We start from the raw sequence: 18,586 nt of genomic DNA on the forward strand, positions 1-18,586 counted from the left end.
TACTCAATAACGTTTTGATTGAAAAAATATTTTTTTAATTTTGTATCCTCAAAACACAAACTAATTTATAAAATATATGGAAAACACTCGTCGTTCATTCCTTAAGAAAGTATCTGCCGCCGGTATTGGTGCCGCAGGTTTGGCAATGGCCGGAAACGCCGGAGCTACAACAACCGCCGCTGAACCCCAAAAGAAAAAAACAGCCGGCAAAGATGATGGTAAATTACGTTTCGGTTTCATCGGAACGGGTTCTAGATGTCAGGAACATATTAACAATGTATTGGCGATCCCCGGTAATAAGATTGTAGCGATTTGCGATATCCAACAGGGCCCGATCGATAGTACCTTGAAACATATCGCTAAATTTAATGTTCCTGCTCCGAAAGTTTACAAAGGGGGTGAACGTGAATTTGAGAATATGTTGAACAACGAGGAGTTTGATTGCGTGATCATCGCAAGTCCTTGGGAATGGCACGTACCGATGTCTGTCGCCGCTATGAAGGCTGGTGTTCCTTATGTAGGCGTGGAGGTTTCCGCGGCTAACACGTTAGAGGAGTGCTGGGATTTGGTAAATGTTTCGGAAGCAACCGGAAGCCATTTGAATATCATGGAGAACGTATGTTATCGTCGTGACTGTATGGCTGCGTTGAATATGGTTCGCCAAGGTTTGTTCGGCGAGATCCTGCATGGTGGCTGTGGTTATGAGCATGACTTGCGTGAGGTGAAATTCAACGATGGAACTCATTACAACTATGTACCGGGCAGTGGTGATCTTCGTATGGGTCCGACGGCTTTCGCCGAGGCTCAATGGCGTACGAACCATTCCGTACATCGTAATGGCGATATCTATCCGACTCATGGTATCGGACCGGTAGCTCATTGTATGGATATCAATCGTGGTAACCGCTTCCTTTCTTTATCCGCTATGGCTACTCAATCTCGTGGATTGCATAAGTTTATCGTGGATAATGGAGGTGAGAATCATCCGTTGGCGAAGGTCAACTTCAATTTGGGAGATATCGTGACTTCTATGATTAAGTGTTCTAATGGACAAACGATCATCGTAACCCATGATACCAATTCTCCTCGCCCTTATTCATTAGGTTTCCGTGTTCAGGGAACTGAGGGTTTATGGATGAATGATGGCGATCATGTATATGTACAGGGTAAATCCAAACCTCACCGTTGGGATGATTCGGAGGAATGGTTCAAGCAATATGACCATAAATTATGGGCACAACATTCCGCTGAGGCGGCTGAGGCCGGACATGGTGGTATGGACTATATCATGATGTACGACTTGATCGACGCTATCCGTAATAAAAAACCGGCTCCAATGGATTGCTATGACGCTGCCGCTTGGAGCGCTATCTCCGGCTTGTCAGAGATGTCAATCGCTCGTGGCGGTGCTTTAGTAGACTTCCCGGATTTCACCCGTGGACAATGGATTCACCGTCAACCGCAATTCGCTTTGTAATAAATTTTCATAAAATACTAGGGAAGGATGTCTTTGTTAAAGGCATCCTTTTCTTTTTTATATACATTTTTCTTGTCTCTTCGAGTATTATGATTATTTTTGTCACTCAAGTTAATCTATTCTATCTAAATTTTAAATTCGTACTATGAAGACAAACAGAAGAGACTTCCTGAAGACTCTTGGAGGAATCGCGGCATTTACGATTGTACCGCGCCACGTGTTGGGTAATGGATTCATCGCTCCAAGTGATCAATTGACAAAAGGAATTATCGGTACAGGTGGTATGGGCCGTGGACATGTGGACTATGCCGGGACTCGTCTTGTCGCCGTGTGTGACGTCGATAAGAATCATCTGGAGTTAGGAAAACAGTTGGTAAAGGATAAGATTGCCGCATACCATGATTTTCGTGATTTGATTCTGGATCCTAATGTAGATATCGTTCATATAGCTACGCCTCCTCACTGGCATGGTATTATGTCTGTCGAGGCTGCTAAAGCTGGAAAAGATATTTGGTGCGAGAAGCCTATGACCCGTACGATCGGAGAGGGTAAACGGGTAATGGAAGCCGTGAAGCAATACGGGCGTATGTTTCGCTTGAACACTTGGTTCCGTTTCGCTGACCCGTTCTATGGATTGGGCACTCCCGTGAAACCTTTGAAGAAACTGGTTCAAAGTGGTATGTTGGGCTGGCCGCTAAAGGTAACGATCAGCAAGCATACCGGTTTCGACTGGAAGTTCTATTGGGTTGGTAAAGAATATCTGGAACCACAATCGGTGCCTAGTGAGCTGGATTATGATTTCTGGTTAGGCCCGGCTCCTTACAAACCTTATAACCCGCATCGCGTGCATCAGACATTCCGCGGATACTGGGATTATGACGGCGGTGGTTTAGGGGATATGGGACAGCATTATATTGACCCGGTACAATATTTCCTAGGAAAAGATAATACCAGCCCGGTTAAGGTAGAGGTGGATGCTCCGCAACAGCATCCGGACGCCGTGGGTACTTGGCGCTCGATTACGTATACCTATGAGGATGGTTGTCAGATCGTACTTTGGGGAGGTGATTACGGGGATCCGAACACACCTTATATTTCCGGACCGAACGGTAATGTTTATAAGAATTTCGTATGTGATATCCCGGATTGGGAGAAAAAGTTATCCGATCATCCCGAACCTGAGCCACAGGTTACCGACTTTATCGAGTGCGTAAAGACTCGTCAGCCTTTTGCCTTGAATGAGCGTAATGGCTTCCGTTCCGCTACGATCGTGAATATGGGTGCCGTAGCCCTTCGTTTGAATCGTACGCTTCACTTTGATCCCGTAAAACTGGAATTTATTAATGATGAGGCCGCTAATCGTTTGTTGGATCAGCCGATGAGAGCGCCTTGGAACATTTAAACACATACACATATGAAAAAAGTATATATATCAATTGCCAGCTTATTGTTGTGCGGTAGTATGTTAATGGCTCAAAGCCCGGCTAATCGTACATCGAAGACGATCGTTGCCGATGTACTGGCACAGATGCCGGCGGAGCAACAAGCTGAATATAACAAATTAATTAATGACCTAAGCTCCACTGGCGAGGAAGGGGTCTTGATGTTGATTAACAAGATTAACGCTCCGGGAAAAGGCAGTAACTCGAACGTGGATTATGCGTTGAGCGGATTGACTCACTACGTGATGGCGAAAGGTGAGGAAAATGCCCGTCTAGCAACAGCCAACGCATATTTGAAAGCCTTGGATAAGGTGAGCGACCGGGAGACAAAGGCTTTTATTATCCGGCAGCTTCAATTACTGGGAAAAGATGAGTGTGTGGATATGCTGGCTAGCTATTTGAACGATGAGAGCCTAAGCGGTCCTGCTGCCCGTGCGTTATCCGCTATCCGTACCGATAACGCTAAGAAGGTTTTGGTGGCTTCCTTGATGCGTCGTTCCGGTACTCCGAAGACGCAAAAGGATATTATCCGTGCGATCGCTGACGTGCAAATCGCTGATGCGGAAAATGTATTGAAAGTGATGCTTGGCTCCAGCGATGAGAATATGCAGAAGGAGGTTCTTTATGCGTTGAGCCGTGTAGGTTCTAAAGCTTCTCTGAGTGATTTAGCCGCCGCTGCCGAGAAAGCCGGTTATAAAATGGAAAAGACCGGGGCGAATGAGGCGTATATCGCTTTGATTAAACGTGTCCTTGAGCAAGGCGATACCAAAGACGCGGAGAAAGCGGCGAATGATTTATTGAAGAAGTCTACGAAAGCGGGCATGACACAGACCCGTGAGGCCGCTCTTCAGATTCTATTGGCCGCTAAGCCGGAAGCCGCTACGAAGAATTTATTATCGGCTTTGAAAGATACGGATAAAGGATACCGTAATGCGGCTTTGAACTTCGCTTCGGGTTTCGCTGATCAAAATGTTTATATCGAGGTCATGAAACACATGTTAAAGGCGAAGCCGGAAGTCAAGGTAGATATCTTGAACTGGATAGGCCGTGAAAGCAAATGCCCGTCTAAACATGACGTGATCAAGAATCTGGAACTTCGTTTTGATCTACCAGCAAGACAAGTTCTTTTGGATCAATTGAAAGATAAGGATTTCTATGTGCAACAGGCCGCTGTTTGGGCCTTGGTTAAAATCGGTGATAAGAGTGTCATTCCTGTGCTGGCTGATTTGTTGAAGAGCAATGACAAGCAAGTGATTTTATTGGGTCAAGATGCTTTGATGGCATTTAACGGCGATATTGATCAAGCAGTCGCTAAAGTGATCCCATCCGCTTCCGATGCCGGAAAAATCGCTGGTTTGGAGCTGTTGGCGATACGTATGGCCGATGCGAATCTAAATACGGTACTGGATCAGATTAAATCCGGCTCCTCAGAGGTGAAGAAAGCCGCTTATACCGCATTGAAAGATGTAGTGTCTGAGAAAGATTTCACTTTATTGTGCGGAATGTTGGAGACTGCGGAGGCTTCCGCTGTCGCTCCGCTTCAAGATGCGATCATTGCCGCTATCTCTAAACAACCGACGGCAACTCAAGTATCTAACGTGAATCGCCGTATGATACAAGCGGGAGACAGCAAGAGATATCTTTATTATAAGGTATTGTCAGCGACCGGCGAGAAAGAGGCTTTGGCTACGATCGTGGAAGGATTGAATAAAGGGAATGGAGTAGCCAAGGATGCGGCTCTTGACGCTTTGTTGGCTTGGAAAGGTATTGAGGCTGCCGATGAACTATTTAAGGTTTGCCAATCAGCCGCTTCCGATCAAGTATTCGACAGGGCGTTAAAGCGTTATGTGCAGTTGGTATCTAATCCGGCATTTACGAGAGAGAATCGTTTGTTGAGCTTGCGGAAAGTCATGGAGATCGCCCGGACGAGTGAGCAAAAGGCTCTTATTTTACGTCAGATCCAACGGGCGGATACCTTCTTGGCATTGATGTATGCGTCGGAATTCTTGGATTCAAGCGATGCGGCTGTTCGTTCTGCGGCTGTTTATGCGGTTTGGAATATCGCCCGTAACCATCCAGAATATAAGGGTGACAATGTGAAGGCTATCTTGAAACGTGTGTTGACCATGTTTGACGGGGAAGACGCTCGTTATGATATCGATGCCTTGAAGCAACATTTAGATGCGATGCCGGACGAGGTCGGATTTGTCTCTATCTTCAATGGTAAGGATTTAACGGGTTGGAAAGGTTTGGTAGAGAATCCGATCGCCCGTGCGAAAATGAAACCGGCTCAGTTGGCGAAAGCGCAGGAAAAGGCGGATGAGAATATGCGTCGTGACTGGAAAGTGGAGAATGGCCTATTAGTATTTGACGGTACTGGGTACGATAACCTATGTACTGAAAAGCAATATGGTGATTTCGAGATGTATGTTGATTGGATGTTGGATCCGAAAGGACCAGAGGCTGATGCCGGTATTTATCTGCGTGGTACTCCTCAAGTACAGATCTGGGATACTTCTCGGGTAAATGTAGGTGCGCAAGTAGGTTCCGGTGGCTTGTACAACAATCAGGTAAACGAGAGCAAGCCTTCGAAAGTGGCCGACAATAAATTGGGTGAATGGAATTCCTTCTATATTAAGATGGTTGGTGACCGTGTGACGGTTGTCTTGAACGGAGAAAAAGTGGTAGATAACGTGATTCTGGAAAACTATTGGGATCGCAAGCTTCCGATTTTCCCGGTAGAGCAAATCGAGATGCAAGCTCATGGCAGCAAGGTCTATTACCGTAATATCTACGTAAAGGAATTGGAAAAACAAGAACCGTTCAAATTATCGCCGGAAGAGGAAAAAGAAGGTTTCAAGGTTTTGTTTGACGGAACGAATATGCATGAATGGACTGGAAACACGGTTGATTATATCTTGGAAGATGGCTGTATCTCTATGGTCCCAAGCAGTAGTTTCGGAGGTAATCTGTACACCAAGAAGGAATACGGAAACTTTATCTATCGTTTTGACTTCCAGTTAACCCCGGGAGCTAATAACGGTGTTGGTATCCGTACGCCGATGGAAGGAGACGCAGCATATGTAGGTATGGAAGTGCAGGTCTTGGATTGTGAACATCCTATTTACCAAGGAAACATCACTCCGCTGCAACATCACGGTTCCGTATACGGTATCATTCCCGCCCGTGAGGATCATCCGAAAGCGTTCAAGCCGGTTGGAGAATGGAATACGGAAGAGATCATGGCGGATGGCGATCATATCCGTGTGACGGTGAATGGAGTCGTAATCTTGGATGGAAATATTCGGGATGCCGTGAAGAACGGTACGCCGGATGGAAAGGAGCATCCGGGTTTGTTTAACAAAAAAGGTCATATAGGTTTCTTAGGACATGGTTCCCCTGTCAAATTCCGCAATATTCGTATCAAGGAATTGAGATAATTTATAGTAGGCTTTGAATATAGAAAAAAGAGATTGTCTTGAGATGTTCGGGACAATCTCTTTCTATATTATCGGCGATTTGCTATTGTATAATAACCAAGCACTATACGATCTAATCTTTTCACATCCGTGAAGAGATCGTTTCACCTATGTGATACGATCGTTTCATACTTGTGAAAAGATCATTTCACAGACGTGAAAAGATCTTTACATGTAGATAGAGCAAGCTATTGCGATAATGCTTTTACCTAATAGGAAGGCTCAACCGCAACAAATCCTCGTAAGCGTTCGCGCTCCCTTTCACAGCCTTTAGGCAGGATGATGATTGATCCCTATTCCTTCTCGCCGAACGCTAAATCCCCTGCATCGCCTAATCCTGGAACGATATAAGAATGATCGTCGAGGTCATTATCTAATGCGGCGATCCAGATTGTAGTCTTGTCATCCGGCATTTTCTTCTGCAAGTATTCCAAGGCTTGTTTGCTTGAGATGATGGAGGCTACGTGTACATGGCCGGGTACTCCTTTGGTCAACAGGGCCTCATACGCCAATTCCATAGAACTTCCGGTGGCCAACATCGGGTCGGATATGATCAAGGTTTTACCTGTTAAGCGAGGAGAGGCGATATATTCGATATGAATATCAAAATTCAAACGGTCTTTATATTTGCGGTAAGCGGATACGAAAGCGTTCTCCGCATTATCCAGATACCGAAGGAAACCTTGGTGGAATGGAAGCCCGGCACGCAAGATCGTACTAATCACGATTTGATCGTCCGGCGTATTCATCGGGGCTATACCTAGCGGGGACTGGATGTCTTTCGTACTGTAATGAAATTCCTTACTGATCTCGTAAGCCATGATTTCTCCGATACGCTCGACATTGCGACGGAAGCGAAGGCTGTCTTTTTGTATATCTACATCTCTAAGTTCGGCTACGAACTTGTTTAATATGGAATTGGTGTCTCCAAGATTAACGATTCTCATGAGTCTTTTTTGAGCCCAAAAGTAATCATTTCCGGACACTAAAAATCATAAGTATGAAATTTTTCATTCATACTTATAAATGAAAGATTTCATACTTATGATTTTTTATCCCCTTACCGGGGATATTTTTACTACGTTTTCGGTGACTTTATTATTTCAGGTGGGCATTCATCGCCTCAAGGAGGAATTTACCCGGTTTGAATTTTACGGTCGTACGAGCGGGGATCATTACCGGAGTACCTGTTTTAGGATTTCTGGCAAGACGCTGTGTTTGCGGTCTTGGGATCAGTGTTCCAAATCCGACAAGTACGATTTCCTCATTTTCAGACATACGCTCAGTTACGATCTCGATGTAAGCATCCAATACTTTCTTTGCTTCTTGCTTTTGTAACCCGGTCTTGTCTGCTAAAGCCTCTATAAGTTCTGCTTTGTTCATAAATGCAAATTTTTTAAATTGTTAAACACTACAAATGTACACTTTGAAGCTGGTTTTATAGTTACGTTTTGCAAAGATACATTTGCATTTGAGTTTCTTATTAAACAAGGCCTACAGATGTTTGTTACATTTTTAAGAACAAAAAATGTTAATAATGTGTCTGTTTGCGAATTTCGAAACATTTATTGAATCTTGATATACCCGATTCGTGTGTACTTGATAGTACGGGATTCTATATGTTTTAAGACCTTAGCGGAAGTCAAAGTCAATTTTTCCCCTACTTGGAAAGCATGAGCGCCCGGTGGCAACGTTTGCGTGGTAAGACTACGATCTTTCGCTTTTATCCTCAATAAAAAGTAATTTCCGGCGATGTCCACGGCCGTGAGCAATTGATCTACATAGAAATATTCGGTACCACGGATAATCTGTGTCTTGTAAGAATCGTCTTCAATGCGGACTTTTGTGATTGTTAACTTTAAATCGCTCAATTTTTCTCCCGGTGTTCCTACAAAGCGGCTTACAGGCATTTTGTATTTCTTACGGGTCTGTAGGTCGAGATAGATTTTACTGTAGGTCACCGCTAACTCTTTAAAACGCATCTCGCTTTTTACGTGAGGCTCATATTTATCGGCTATCCAAACGACGTATCGGGGATCGATCGTATAGATGTCATGCAAATGGTATCCTCTGTATTTACCGAAAGAAATAATATCGTCTCCATTATCGGGAGAGTCTTTGATATCTGTCGTTATAAATAAAGGTAGAAAGGAGTTGCTTACCATCTTAATCGCCTTATTCACCGAGCTGATGGCATTCAAGTCGAGATTCGCCAAATAGACCGTCGGATGATAAGTGGCCGAAGGCGTAAAGAACCAAAGCGTATAATATAAGGTCTTTGAGGTAGGCAAAAGAATGTAGTACCGCCCTTTGTCTGACGTTTTTCCTCGATTGAACGTGTTTAACTTGTCGAGGATCATCTTCTGTATTTCACCGGATAGGCCGGACGTGTTCTCATCCATACGATCAACTCTATATACAAATCTACTGAAAAAATCCGGAACTACATAATTTGCGGATGAGTTATTTATGACTACTTTTGCCCTAAAAATAAAATAGACGATGAGAATAGAGCAGAATTATTCGTTGGAGAAACACAATACGTTCCATCTCCCGGTAAAGACACGTTGGTTCATGGAGTATGAGACGGAGGAGGAGTTGCAACGAATCTTACATGATGAATACTTTCAGGAATGTTTATCCTTGCATATAGGAGGCGGGAGCAATCTATTGTTCATCAACGATTATAATGGCATTATCATCCATTCCCGAATCAAGGGGATTTCTATCTCGGCGGAAACGGACGAGTATGTATCGCTTCGTGTCGGGGCTGCGGAGATCTGGGATGATGTCGTGGCATACGCCGTATCGAAAGGTTGGGGAGGTATAGAGAATCTTTCTTTAATACCCGGTGAGGCGGGCGCTGCCGCTATCCAGAACATCGGGGCTTATGGCATGGAGATCAAGGATGTGATCGAGAGCGTGGAGGCTTATAACCAGTTGACATTCGAGAAACGGACTTTTACGAATACGGATTGTGAATATGGATATCGTAATAGTTATTTCAAGAATGAGCATCATGACCCCCACATCATAACTTATATTACGCTTCGACTATCCAAGAACCCTAGCTTTTCGGTTAATTATGGGAACTTAAAGGAGGAGTTGACGAAATATCCGGAAGTTACTTTGGAAACGATCCGTGAGGCTGTCATAACAATTCGCAGGCAGAAGCTTCCCGATCCGGAAGTATTAGGCAACGCAGGCAGTTTCTTTATGAACCCGATAATTACGGCAGAGCATTTTGAGAAATTGAAAAAGCAATTCCCGGAAATCCCGTCTTATCCCGCTTCGGAAGGAAAGATCAAGGTTCCGGCCGGTTGGTTGATCGAGCAATGTGGGTTTAAGGGTAAAAACCATGGGCCGGTAGGTGTTTACGAGAAACAAGCGTTGGTATTAGTGAATTTAGGAGATGCCCGGGGGCATGAGATCGCGTTGGTCGCGGAGAGCATTCGTACCGCCGTAAAAGATCGTTTCGGTATAGAGCTTATGCCTGAGGTTAAATATGTCGGATAATGAAAATCGTTTTTTTAGGAACAGGAACGTCTACGGGCAATCCTGAGATAGGTTGCCAATGTGAGGTATGTACTAGTAAAGACCCCCGTGATTGGCGTCTACGGGCTTCGATCTTGGTAGAGACGGAAGGGAAACGGATATTGATCGATTGTGGTCCGGACTTCCGTTGGCAAATGATAACCAATAAGATTTACTATTTTGACGCCGTTTTAGTAACTCATGAGCACTACGATCATGTAGGTGGCTTAGATGATCTACGTCCTTTTGGCCGGTATAAAGATGTGGATATTTATGCGGAAGACAATGTCGTGGAGGCGATAAAGACTCGCATCCCTTATGTCTTCCGGGAGCATAAATATCCGGGAGTGCCTAATTTGGTTTTGCATACGATCGGGACGAAACCGTTTGAGGCCGCCGGTGTCATGATCACTCCGATCCGTGTAATGCACGCTAAGCTGCCGATCTTAGGTTTCCGTATCGGCAATATGGCTTACTTGACCGACCTTAAATATCTTCCGGAAGAAGAGTACGCTAAGTTGGAAAACCTTGATGTATTGGTTATTGATGCCCTTCGGAAAGGAGAGCATCAATCGCATGAGAGTCTGGAGGAAGCCTTAGCGAATATATCCCGTATCCAGCCCAAGGAGGCCTATTTAATCCATATGAGTCATCGCATAGGGTTGCATGCGGTCATTGAAAAAGAGTTGCCTCCGCATGTACATTACTCATATGATGGATTAACGGTGACTTTTTAAGTCATATATTGAAAAGATTCTTTATCTTTGCCAGCTGAAAATCTAGAGAATAGCTGCTTTTTTAAGTTAGTCGCTTATAGCAGGAGTGGTATATAATAAAAAACAATAATAGACTGTATGAATTTATCGTTTAAGAACGTACTATGCGTATGTTGCTTATTGCTGTCGGGATCTGTGTATGCACAGGTTCCGCAAGACTTGATTGACAAGGCGAAAGCCGCTGGAATGTCGGATACGCAGATCCAGCAGGAATTAGCCAAGCGTATGAAACAAGAAGGGGGATCAGTCGGATCTCAAGCTACCGCTACCGATGCGAAGGTTAGCGACCGGGTAATGCCGGTAATCGATGAAGGACAATCCTTAGAAGCCCAACGTAGAAATAATCTTCCTGCTTCAGCCATGGAGAATACCGTATTCGGGCATGAAATCTTCTCAAACAAGAACTTATCTTTTGCCCCAGATTTAAACATCCCTACACCTAAGGATTATGTGCTTTCCGCTGGTGATGAGTTATTGATTAATGTATGGGGAGATTCCGAGCTAAACTTGAAATTAAAGATCTCTCCGGATGGTACGATCCTTGTACCAAATTTAGGTCCGGTGTCGGTCAGTGGATTGACGATCGCTGGCGCTGAGACTCGTCTGCGTCAGGAGTTGAGCCAGATTATGTCTACGCTGTCTGGTTCGGGAGAGGGGAATACCTTTGTTTCCGTCAGTTTGAGCCAGATTCGTAGCATGAAGGTGAATATTGTCGGCGAGGTAGTCGCTCCCGGTACGTATACATTACCTTCATTCGCCACATTATTTAATGCGTTGTATGCCGCCGGTGGTGTGAATAAGATCGGTTCTTTGCGTAGCATCAAGGTATATCGCAATAGCAAGGAAATCGCTAATCTCGACGTATATGATTATTTATTGAACGGAAAGTACACAACGAATGTTCGTTTGGAAGAGAACGATATGATTATGGTAGGCCCGTACGACCAGTTAGCGGTGGTTCGAGGTAAGGTGAAACGTAATCGTATTTTCGAGTTGCGCAAGGGTGAGACCTTGAAGCAATTGCTGGATATGGCCGGCGGATTTACCGGCGACGCTTATACGAAGGACGTACAAGTGAAGCGTAAATCAGATAGTCGTTACCAGATCTCTACGGTTTCGGAAGATAAGTTCGCTTCTTTCGTGATGCAGGATGGCGATTCTTTGCTGGTAGATTCCGTTATTCCTTTTTATGAGAATCGTTTGATCGTGACGGGAGCAGTATGGCGTCCGGGAGAATATGAGTTAAGTCCGTCGGTTCATACGGTAAAGCAATTGGTAAAACAGGCCGCGGGTCTTAAAGGAGACGAGTTCGCCGGCCGTGCCTTGATTACCCGTTTGAATCCGGATTTCACGACTACGATGATCGCCGTGGATATTCGTGGTATCTTGAACGGTACCGCTCCAGATGTGGAGTTGCAAGCGGAAGACCAATTAAGCATTCCTTCCCTATTCGATTTGCGCGAACCTTATACGATCAAGGTTGGCGGAGCCGTGAATTATCCGGATACGGTGCTTCCGTATCGTCATAATTTGACAATAGAAGACGCTATCATGATGGCAGGTGGTTTAAGAGAGTCGGCTTCTTCTATTAATGTAGAGGTAGCCCGTCGTGTGAAGGATCCTAGTTCCAATCAGAATGTCAACCGGATCGCTGATGTATATAACTTCTCGTTGAGTGAGGACTTCAAGTTGAATGCGGGAGATACGATCTTCACATTGGAGCCGTTCGATGAGGTTTATGTTCGTTTCTCCCCGGGGTATCACGAGCAACAGGTCGTGAAGGTGAACGGTGAGATCACTTTTGCCGGTAGCTATGTATTGGCTACGAAGAACGCTCGTTTGAGTGACATTGTCGCGAAAGCGGGAGGCGTTACCCCAGAGTCTTATGTAAAAGGTGCTAGCTTGAAACGTCAGTTGACAGAGGATGAATTGAAGCGCATGGAAACCCTTCTGGCTTTAAGTGAGGCGAATAAGCAAAGCCGGGATTCCATCGGTGTAGCGTTGATGAATGTGAAGGACTATTCCGTAGGTATTGATTTAGAGAAAGCGTTGGCAAATCCGGGTAGTATCGATGACGTTGTGCTTCGTGACGGCGATGAGCTTTATATCCCGCAGATGCAAAGTACGGTGAAGATGAGCGGAGCCGTGACTTACCCAAACAGCGTGACTTACACGAAAGGTATGTCGGTTATGGATTGCTTGTCTCAAGCCGGTGGTTATAATGATATCGCACGTAAGTATCCGATCGTAATATATATGAATGGTAAGGTCGCTACGACGAAGCGTACCGCTATCTTTTTCAAGCGTTATCCGAAAGTGGAGCCGGGCTGTGAGATCGTAGTTCCGACGAAGACGCAACGTGAGCGCCGAAGCTTGGCTGAGATCATGAGTATCAGTAGCTCCGCTACCTCTATGGCCGCGATGATTACCTCTATTGTTAACATGATTAAAAACTAATCAGGCATGGATACGATAAACGAGATAAAAAGACAAGAGTTACCTGAGGAGCAGGAGATCGATTTAATCGAACTGGCGCAAAAACTGTGGAAAGAGCGTAAGTTCTTATTGAAAGGCTGTGGTATTGCGGTGGTAGTAGGTTTGATTGTAGCTTTCAGTATTCCCAAGGAATATACAACTACGGTGAAATTGGCACCAGAGACACAGGATGCGGCAAAAAAATCTAGTCTTGGCGGTTTGGCTGCTATGGCTGGGATTAATCTGAATGCCGCTGCCGGTGCGGACGCGATCTCTCCGGATTTGTATCCGGATGTGGTGCAGAGTACCCCGTTTCTGTTGGAATTGTTTCCGGTAGAGGTTACCGATAAGGAAAAGGAGTTAAGCACTACATTGTATGATTATATGAGTGAACATCAACGTAAGGCTTGGTGGGGATATATTGTCTCCGCTCCATTCAAGGCGTTGGGTGCGGTAATGAGTTTAATCTCCGGTGACGAGGAAGAGTCTGAGGGCTTGAATCCTTACCATTTGACAAAGGATCAAGAAGAGGTGGTGAAGGCCTTGCAGGAGCGGGTTTCTGTTTCCGTGGACAAGAAGACCTTGGTTATCACGGCTTCCGTACAAATGCAGGACCCGGTTATTTCCGCTCAGATGACAAAGGTCGTTTTGGAAAACCTCCAGAATTATATTACGAATTATCGTACGCAGAAAGTAAAGCAAGATTTGGAATTTACCCAGAAGGTATTTGGCGAGTCACGTGACGCTTATTATAAAGCGCAACGTGCGTACGCTGCTTTCGAGGATGCCAACCGTAATATTATCTCTTCCAGCTACCGTACGGAGCAGGAACGTTTGAAGAATGAGATGACCCTTACGTTTAATGTTTACAATACGTTGGCGCAGAAGTTGGAGCAAGATAAATTGCGTGTACAGGAAGAAACTCCGGTGTATACCGTAATCGAGCCGGCTACCGTACCTTTGAAAGCATCTTCTCCTAAGAAGGCACTTATCTTGGTCGGTTTTGTCTTCCTCGCTTTATTCGGATGTATCGGATATTTATTCGTAAAAGATATGTTTGTGGCAGCTTTCAAGAAAGAAGAGACTGGAGCTTAATTCCCGCAAACCGTAAAATATGCCACGGCCTCGTCATGACTGACTTGTGTCGTGGTTTTTATTTGCGGGAATAGCCGATTGATCCGGGTGGTTATCGTATCGCATAAATTGGGGTAAAAGTTCTCCAAGGCTTTCTCATAGGGTTGCTCGTTGAAGCAGCAAAGGCTTCCTTCATTATAGAATAAATCCATTGCCAACCATTGATTTTTCATTCTCCACTCCGTCGAGTCATTCATTTGTACCCGTAAATGTAAAGGGGCGCTTTTGATGAAGAGATTCATTGCGCCACGCTTGCCTTTTTTACGAATCAGATCTGTTAGTTCCGGAATGACATGTGCGGGGTATGTCTGTTGCCTTTCCACCGTCTCTACCAATAATCTTCGGTTGTAGGACGCTACGAATATACCCTCGTGGTAGTAACAACCTAGAAAATGCTTATCAACATCAGGATAATATCTAACAGGAACGGAGGTTTCCTCTCGTTGCTGGGCCGGAAAAGTGAAAGAGACGTCCAGTTGCTTGAAAATACGCTCTGCCGTATGACTATCCATAGGGGCGTACAAGACATCCCCTTGTGGATAATAAGCGATTAGGAAAGACGATAATTCCAGATTTTGCCGTATTAAAGAAAGGAAAATAGCGGGCGTATGATCTGAGAACGCCTTGCGTATATTCTCCATGGGTAGTATCATCTTCTCGAATACAGGAGGACGATTGATGGCAAAAATTGCCGTGGGGCTTGGAACGACCAAACTATAGGGATCTACCGTAGCGACAAATTGCTCGTCGTTCATATGCTTGTAAAAGTACCTCACGCATACGATCGTACCCAGAAACAAGACAAAAAATGCCGTTATGTCTTTCTTGCTGATCCTCATGTTTGCTTTAGGAAGTGTTTACACCAAGGCTTTAATCCGCATTCCTCACATTTCGGTTTCCGGGCGAGGCAAACATATCTTCCATGCAATATCAACCAGTGATGGGCGATGGGGATCAGTTCTTCCGGAATGTTCTTCACTAGCTCCTTTTCCGTTTCCAAGGGTGTCTTGCTATTATTGGTCAAGCCGATCCGGTTGGAGACACGGAATACGTGCGTATCTACCGCCATGGCTGGCTTGTCATATACAACGGATGCGATTACGTTCGCAGTTTTTCTTCCTACACCCGGAAGTTTCTGTAGCTCGTCAATATCGGAGGGAACCACGCCTTTGAAGTCCTCTATCAGCATCTTCGCCATACCTACCAGATGTTTAGCCTTATTGTTCGGGTAAGATACGCTTCGTATGTATTCAAAGACGACTTCCGGTGTGCTAGCTGCCATTACCTCGGGAGTAGGGAAAGCCTCGAACAGGGCAGGAGTGATCATATTCACTCGCTTATCCGTGCATTGTGCGGATAGGATTACCGCTATCAATAATTGATATGGATCGTCATAATGTAGTTCAGTCTCGGCTACCGGTACGTTTTCCTTAAACCAGTTTAATACGCCTTTATATCTTTCTTCTTTTCGCATTGTTTTTTCGGTTTCTATTTTTCGCATCCTAAAGGTATAACTTTTAAAAGGAATATACAAGCGGAGATGTGCCAAAAATAAGATACTCCCGAATTGTACGAATAAATAAAAAAGTACCGATCTCCTTCTTCCATCTAAGAGAGAAAGAAATCGGTACTTTTTTATTTATTATTCCCTAACGATCTGGTGGATATGTATAGGTTCTTTTCCTATTGTGGTGATTTCTAAAGAAGAGAAATCCTCGAACATGGTTTTATTTAATTTGATGTAGCCTACGTTCCCTTGATAGACGATGTTTTTCTCACCATCTTGAGAGAGGCCGGTGATAGATACCAAATTCTCGTTACTTCCGGAGAGGAAGAAAGATACGGCGTTGATATCATCGCATTTTATGTGAATTATTTCTCCCGGATTCAAGTTCTTATACGTATCTAGGTTCATATCGTACATCATAAGAGCCTCATTGATTTGCGGGTCTTGTTTGGTTGTCGCCGTGAATCCTAGTACATATAGCTCCATTTGCTGATCCGAGTTATTTCGCATACGGATATAACGGGCTTTCGGATCGATGGTGCGGATCGTATCCTTGGCGTTTTCCGTGGAGACATGGGGGATTAGGCTCCAGCTCTTTCCGTCAGCAGACCACTCGAATACCCGTCCGGGTTGGTTGCTTTTCGGAAGATTGAAACAGAAGGATTCCGCTTCTTTCTGGATTTCCCAGCCGATACCCAGATATTGATTAGGCTGTACCTTGACTACCTCGAATAGGGGGACGTAACCGACCGTATTATCACCCTCGGCACAAGGCTGGCTCTTCAATTGGTCGATATTCGTGAATATGGAAGGGATGCTAACCTTCACCTCGTCCGGGGCGATACCGTCCGTAGATAGCAGGTTACGACCTGTCTGACGATATAAGTCTACGATGAAAGGGTGTAAGACTTTCGATCCGACTTTCACGCCTTTAGGCTGTGCCTTCTGGTTCAGCGTGCGGTTTATCAGTTTCATGCTATCTAGCAAGGCAGATGTTTCCAGATAGCGTTGCCATGTATAAGACCGGTCTTTCTCATACCAAGCGTGCGCCATATGCAGAGCACTTGTACCGGCTTTTCCTAAGAACTCGAATTGGATAAGCCATGGATTGATTTGTTCGATCAGGCGTTTATTGGGACTTTGGCTGTAGATCATGCTCGGGGAAGCCGTGATTTGAGCGAATAAGGTTCCCAGAAGATTTGCGCTTTGCTCTGGGAACGTGTTTTTCTTATATCCGGTAAGGAATGTCTGGATAGGAGCGACATAGTTAGCAGACTCTTCCCGGCGGTATTGATGTCCGTTCGGACCCGGATCGCAGTTATGCTCGCAGAAAATGCGGAAAGCCATGGAGGCCTCCGGCATAATAAAGTCGCAAGCGTCTTTCCATGCCTGTGTAGGATCGTAATTCTTGATATTCCAAGTGTACATTCCAACGCCGAATATAGCGACCTTGGAAGCCTCGGCGTATTCCATAGGATTGGATACGAATCCGGTCATGGTGCCGGCGGCTTGCGTATCTAGGCCGTAGGCGGGTCCCATCAACAAATGATCTTGGCAATAATCGCTTACGGGGAAGTTCCACCAGATATAGGCGGGACGACGGATACGGCTGTTTACCCACTCGACGCCTTCTTTCGTGATATCGGCTACGACACGGTCTCCGGTCCACATGATTTGGATAGCGGGGTCGAGTTGGGTACCGAGGATATCTAGATAATCGGTCTTAGCCCATGAGCGGTTGTATTCGGTAGGGCACATGATCAGGGGCTGCACGTCATTTTTCTTGGTAATAAACTCCTTATGGATGTAATTCAATAAGCCGGCTTGCTTTTCCGGGCGGGCTCCCTCTCCGGATATATCATCGAAGAAAACGGCGAAAGAGCGTACGCCCAAATCGTACATTTTCTCGAATTTGGAAAGGATATTCATGCTATCTGTTAGGTTCCATTGAATGTCTTGTCCCGGGTGGATGGCCCAAACGAAGTTTACTTTGTTATGGGCGGCCTCTTTCGCTAGTTCCTTGATATGCTCGGCTTCCTCGGCGGGATAAGGTTTGCGCCAGTTGGGGGAGCTGTGATAAGGATCATCTTTCGGACCATAAATATAGGTGTTCAGCTTGATCCTTCCGTAAAAGCGGATTTGCTCGATACGGTCGGCGTGGCTCCAAGGCTGTCCGTAGAATCCTTCCACGGTACCCCGGAATAATACGTCCGGATAGTCTTTGATCGAACAGAGAGGCAGGATCTTTTTACCCTCGTCATATTTAGCTAATTGCTTGAGGGTTTGGGCGGCGTAAAACAAGGAATTATCGTCTACGATCCCGATCGTGATACCTTTTTTAGTGATCGTCAGCGTATAGGCACCCGAGCGTTGCATTTCCGGAGTTTTGTCTTTTAGTTTCTTGATCTCTAAAGGGAGAGATTTGCCGGATTTAGCGAAAGGTAGCGCTTCTTTAAGTAGTTTGACCGCATCTGCGTCGGGATTATTTATACCCCGTAGGGTATATCCATGGGGCGGTGCGTATGTTTGGCTGGAAATAGTCACCTCTTGGGGCTCAGGGAAGATTCCTAGGGATAGCTTTTGGCTATGCGTTAGGTTACAAACGCATAGAAGGAGCATGGTGGCGAGTAAATACTTTAGTGTCTTCATATACGATATGATTTAATGTTAACGTTCGTAAATGTATGAAATAATTAGACACAGAGCACACGGAATACACAGATTTCCATGGATAGAAATGATATTTCCTTATATCCGTGGAT

Annotated in this window: 13 protein-coding genes; 7 read left to right on the forward strand and 6 right to left on the reverse strand. The window is 45.0% G+C overall.

Going from position 1 to position 18,586, the window contains the following annotated elements; all coding sequences use genetic code 11:
* Positions 1-76 precede the first annotated feature (76 nt).
* The 3 genes from D7V92_RS11655 (at position 77) to D7V92_RS11665 (ending at position 6,359) form a co-directional block, all read left to right on the forward strand.
* Entirely contained in the window at positions 77-1,477 is a 1,401-nt protein-coding gene (locus D7V92_RS11655) for a Gfo/Idh/MocA family protein (RefSeq protein ID WP_121772927.1), read from the forward strand.
* A 145-nt stretch (positions 1,478-1,622) separates the two neighbouring features.
* Positions 1,623-2,879: a Gfo/Idh/MocA family oxidoreductase gene (locus D7V92_RS11660; RefSeq protein WP_121772928.1), complete on the forward strand. Its 1,257-nt coding sequence runs from the start codon at positions 1,623-1,625 to the stop codon at positions 2,877-2,879.
* Positions 2,880-2,891: 12 nt separating this feature from the next.
* Positions 2,892-6,359, forward strand: a complete 3,468-nt coding sequence (locus tag D7V92_RS11665; RefSeq protein ID WP_121772929.1) for a DUF1080 domain-containing protein — start codon at positions 2,892-2,894, stop codon at positions 6,357-6,359.
* 332 nt (positions 6,360-6,691) lie between these two features.
* Here the strand turns inward: D7V92_RS11665 and upp are convergent, their stop codons facing one another.
* From upp to D7V92_RS11680, 3 genes are all read right to left on the reverse strand, one after another.
* Positions 6,692-7,345 (reverse strand): uracil phosphoribosyltransferase, encoded by a 654-nt coding sequence (gene upp / locus D7V92_RS11670; RefSeq protein WP_008780579.1) that lies wholly within the window; start codon positions 7,343-7,345, stop codon positions 6,692-6,694.
* Positions 7,346-7,496: 151 nt separating this feature from the next.
* Positions 7,497-7,781, reverse strand: coding sequence for an HU family DNA-binding protein (locus D7V92_RS11675; protein ID WP_005856836.1), 285 nt, complete (start codon positions 7,779-7,781; stop codon positions 7,497-7,499).
* Positions 7,782-7,963: 182 nt separating this feature from the next.
* Positions 7,964-8,800, reverse strand: coding sequence for a hypothetical protein (locus D7V92_RS11680; RefSeq protein WP_022192159.1), 837 nt, complete (start codon positions 8,798-8,800; stop codon positions 7,964-7,966).
* A 100-nt stretch (positions 8,801-8,900) separates the two neighbouring features.
* On the opposite strand from D7V92_RS11680, the gene murB reads away from it, so the two are divergent.
* The 4 genes from murB to D7V92_RS11700 all read left to right on the forward strand — a co-directional run bounded on the left by murB (position 8,901) and on the right by D7V92_RS11700 (position 14,278).
* On the forward strand, positions 8,901-9,914 hold the full coding sequence (gene murB / locus D7V92_RS11685; protein ID WP_008772127.1) for a UDP-N-acetylmuramate dehydrogenase: 1,014 nt from the start codon (positions 8,901-8,903) through the stop codon (positions 9,912-9,914).
* Positions 9,914-10,669 (forward strand): MBL fold metallo-hydrolase, encoded by a 756-nt coding sequence (locus tag D7V92_RS11690; RefSeq protein ID WP_005862219.1) that lies wholly within the window; start codon positions 9,914-9,916, stop codon positions 10,667-10,669. The genes murB and D7V92_RS11690 overlap by 1 nt, the downstream gene beginning before the upstream one ends.
* A 117-nt stretch (positions 10,670-10,786) precedes the next feature.
* Positions 10,787-13,165, forward strand: a complete 2,379-nt coding sequence (locus D7V92_RS11695) for an SLBB domain-containing protein (protein WP_121772930.1) — start codon at positions 10,787-10,789, stop codon at positions 13,163-13,165.
* Between the two features lie 6 nt (positions 13,166-13,171).
* On the forward strand, positions 13,172-14,278 hold the full coding sequence (locus D7V92_RS11700) for a Wzz/FepE/Etk N-terminal domain-containing protein (protein ID WP_005856846.1): 1,107 nt from the start codon (positions 13,172-13,174) through the stop codon (positions 14,276-14,278).
* Here the strand turns inward: D7V92_RS11700 and D7V92_RS22075 are convergent.
* From D7V92_RS22075 to D7V92_RS11720, 3 genes are all read right to left on the reverse strand, one after another.
* Complete coding sequence (locus D7V92_RS22075) at positions 14,275-15,156, reverse strand: hypothetical protein (protein WP_005856848.1); 882 nt, start codon at positions 15,154-15,156, stop codon at positions 14,275-14,277. The two genes, D7V92_RS11700 and D7V92_RS22075, sit on opposite strands and share 4 nt — an antisense overlap.
* Complete coding sequence (nth, locus tag D7V92_RS11715; RefSeq protein WP_008772131.1) at positions 15,153-15,791, reverse strand: endonuclease III; 639 nt, start codon at positions 15,789-15,791, stop codon at positions 15,153-15,155. The genes D7V92_RS22075 and nth overlap by 4 nt, the downstream gene beginning before the upstream one ends.
* A 168-nt stretch (positions 15,792-15,959) precedes the next feature.
* Entirely contained in the window at positions 15,960-18,473 is a 2,514-nt protein-coding gene (locus tag D7V92_RS11720) for a beta-N-acetylglucosaminidase domain-containing protein (protein WP_121772933.1), read from the reverse strand.
* Positions 18,474-18,586 lie beyond the last annotated feature (113 nt).

The sequence above is a fragment of the Parabacteroides sp. CH2-D42-20 genome, assembly GCF_003670185.1.
Classification (GTDB): domain Bacteria; phylum Bacteroidota; class Bacteroidia; order Bacteroidales; family Tannerellaceae; genus Parabacteroides; species Parabacteroides distasonis.

Bases quoted from the DNA above. Each gene is read 5' to 3' on its own strand.
- D7V92_RS11665 (WP_121772929.1), top strand. From the start codon at position 2,892: ATGAAAAAAGTATATATATCAATTGCCAGCTTATTGTTGTGCGGTAGT.
- D7V92_RS11720 (WP_121772933.1), bottom strand. From the start codon at position 18,473: ATGAAGACACTAAAGTATTTACTCGCCACCATGCTCCTTCTATGCGTT.
- D7V92_RS11660 (WP_121772928.1), top strand. From the start codon at position 1,623: ATGAAGACAAACAGAAGAGACTTCCTGAAGACTCTTGGAGGAATCGCG.
- upp (WP_008780579.1), bottom strand. From the start codon at position 7,345: ATGAGAATCGTTAATCTTGGAGACACCAATTCCATATTAAACAAGTTC.
- murB (WP_008772127.1), top strand. From the start codon at position 8,901: ATGAGAATAGAGCAGAATTATTCGTTGGAGAAACACAATACGTTCCAT.
- D7V92_RS11700 (WP_005856846.1), top strand. From the start codon at position 13,172: ATGGATACGATAAACGAGATAAAAAGACAAGAGTTACCTGAGGAGCAG.
- D7V92_RS11675 (WP_005856836.1), bottom strand. From the start codon at position 7,781: ATGAACAAAGCAGAACTTATAGAGGCTTTAGCAGACAAGACCGGGTTA.
- D7V92_RS11655 (WP_121772927.1), top strand. From the start codon at position 77: ATGGAAAACACTCGTCGTTCATTCCTTAAGAAAGTATCTGCCGCCGGT.
- nth (WP_008772131.1), bottom strand. From the start codon at position 15,791: ATGCGAAAAGAAGAAAGATATAAAGGCGTATTAAACTGGTTTAAGGAA.
- D7V92_RS11695 (WP_121772930.1), top strand. From the start codon at position 10,787: ATGAATTTATCGTTTAAGAACGTACTATGCGTATGTTGCTTATTGCTG.
- D7V92_RS11690 (WP_005862219.1), top strand. From the start codon at position 9,914: ATGAAAATCGTTTTTTTAGGAACAGGAACGTCTACGGGCAATCCTGAG.
- D7V92_RS22075 (WP_005856848.1), bottom strand. From the start codon at position 15,156: ATGAGGATCAGCAAGAAAGACATAACGGCATTTTTTGTCTTGTTTCTG.
- D7V92_RS11680 (WP_022192159.1), bottom strand. From the start codon at position 8,800: ATGGATGAGAACACGTCCGGCCTATCCGGTGAAATACAGAAGATGATC.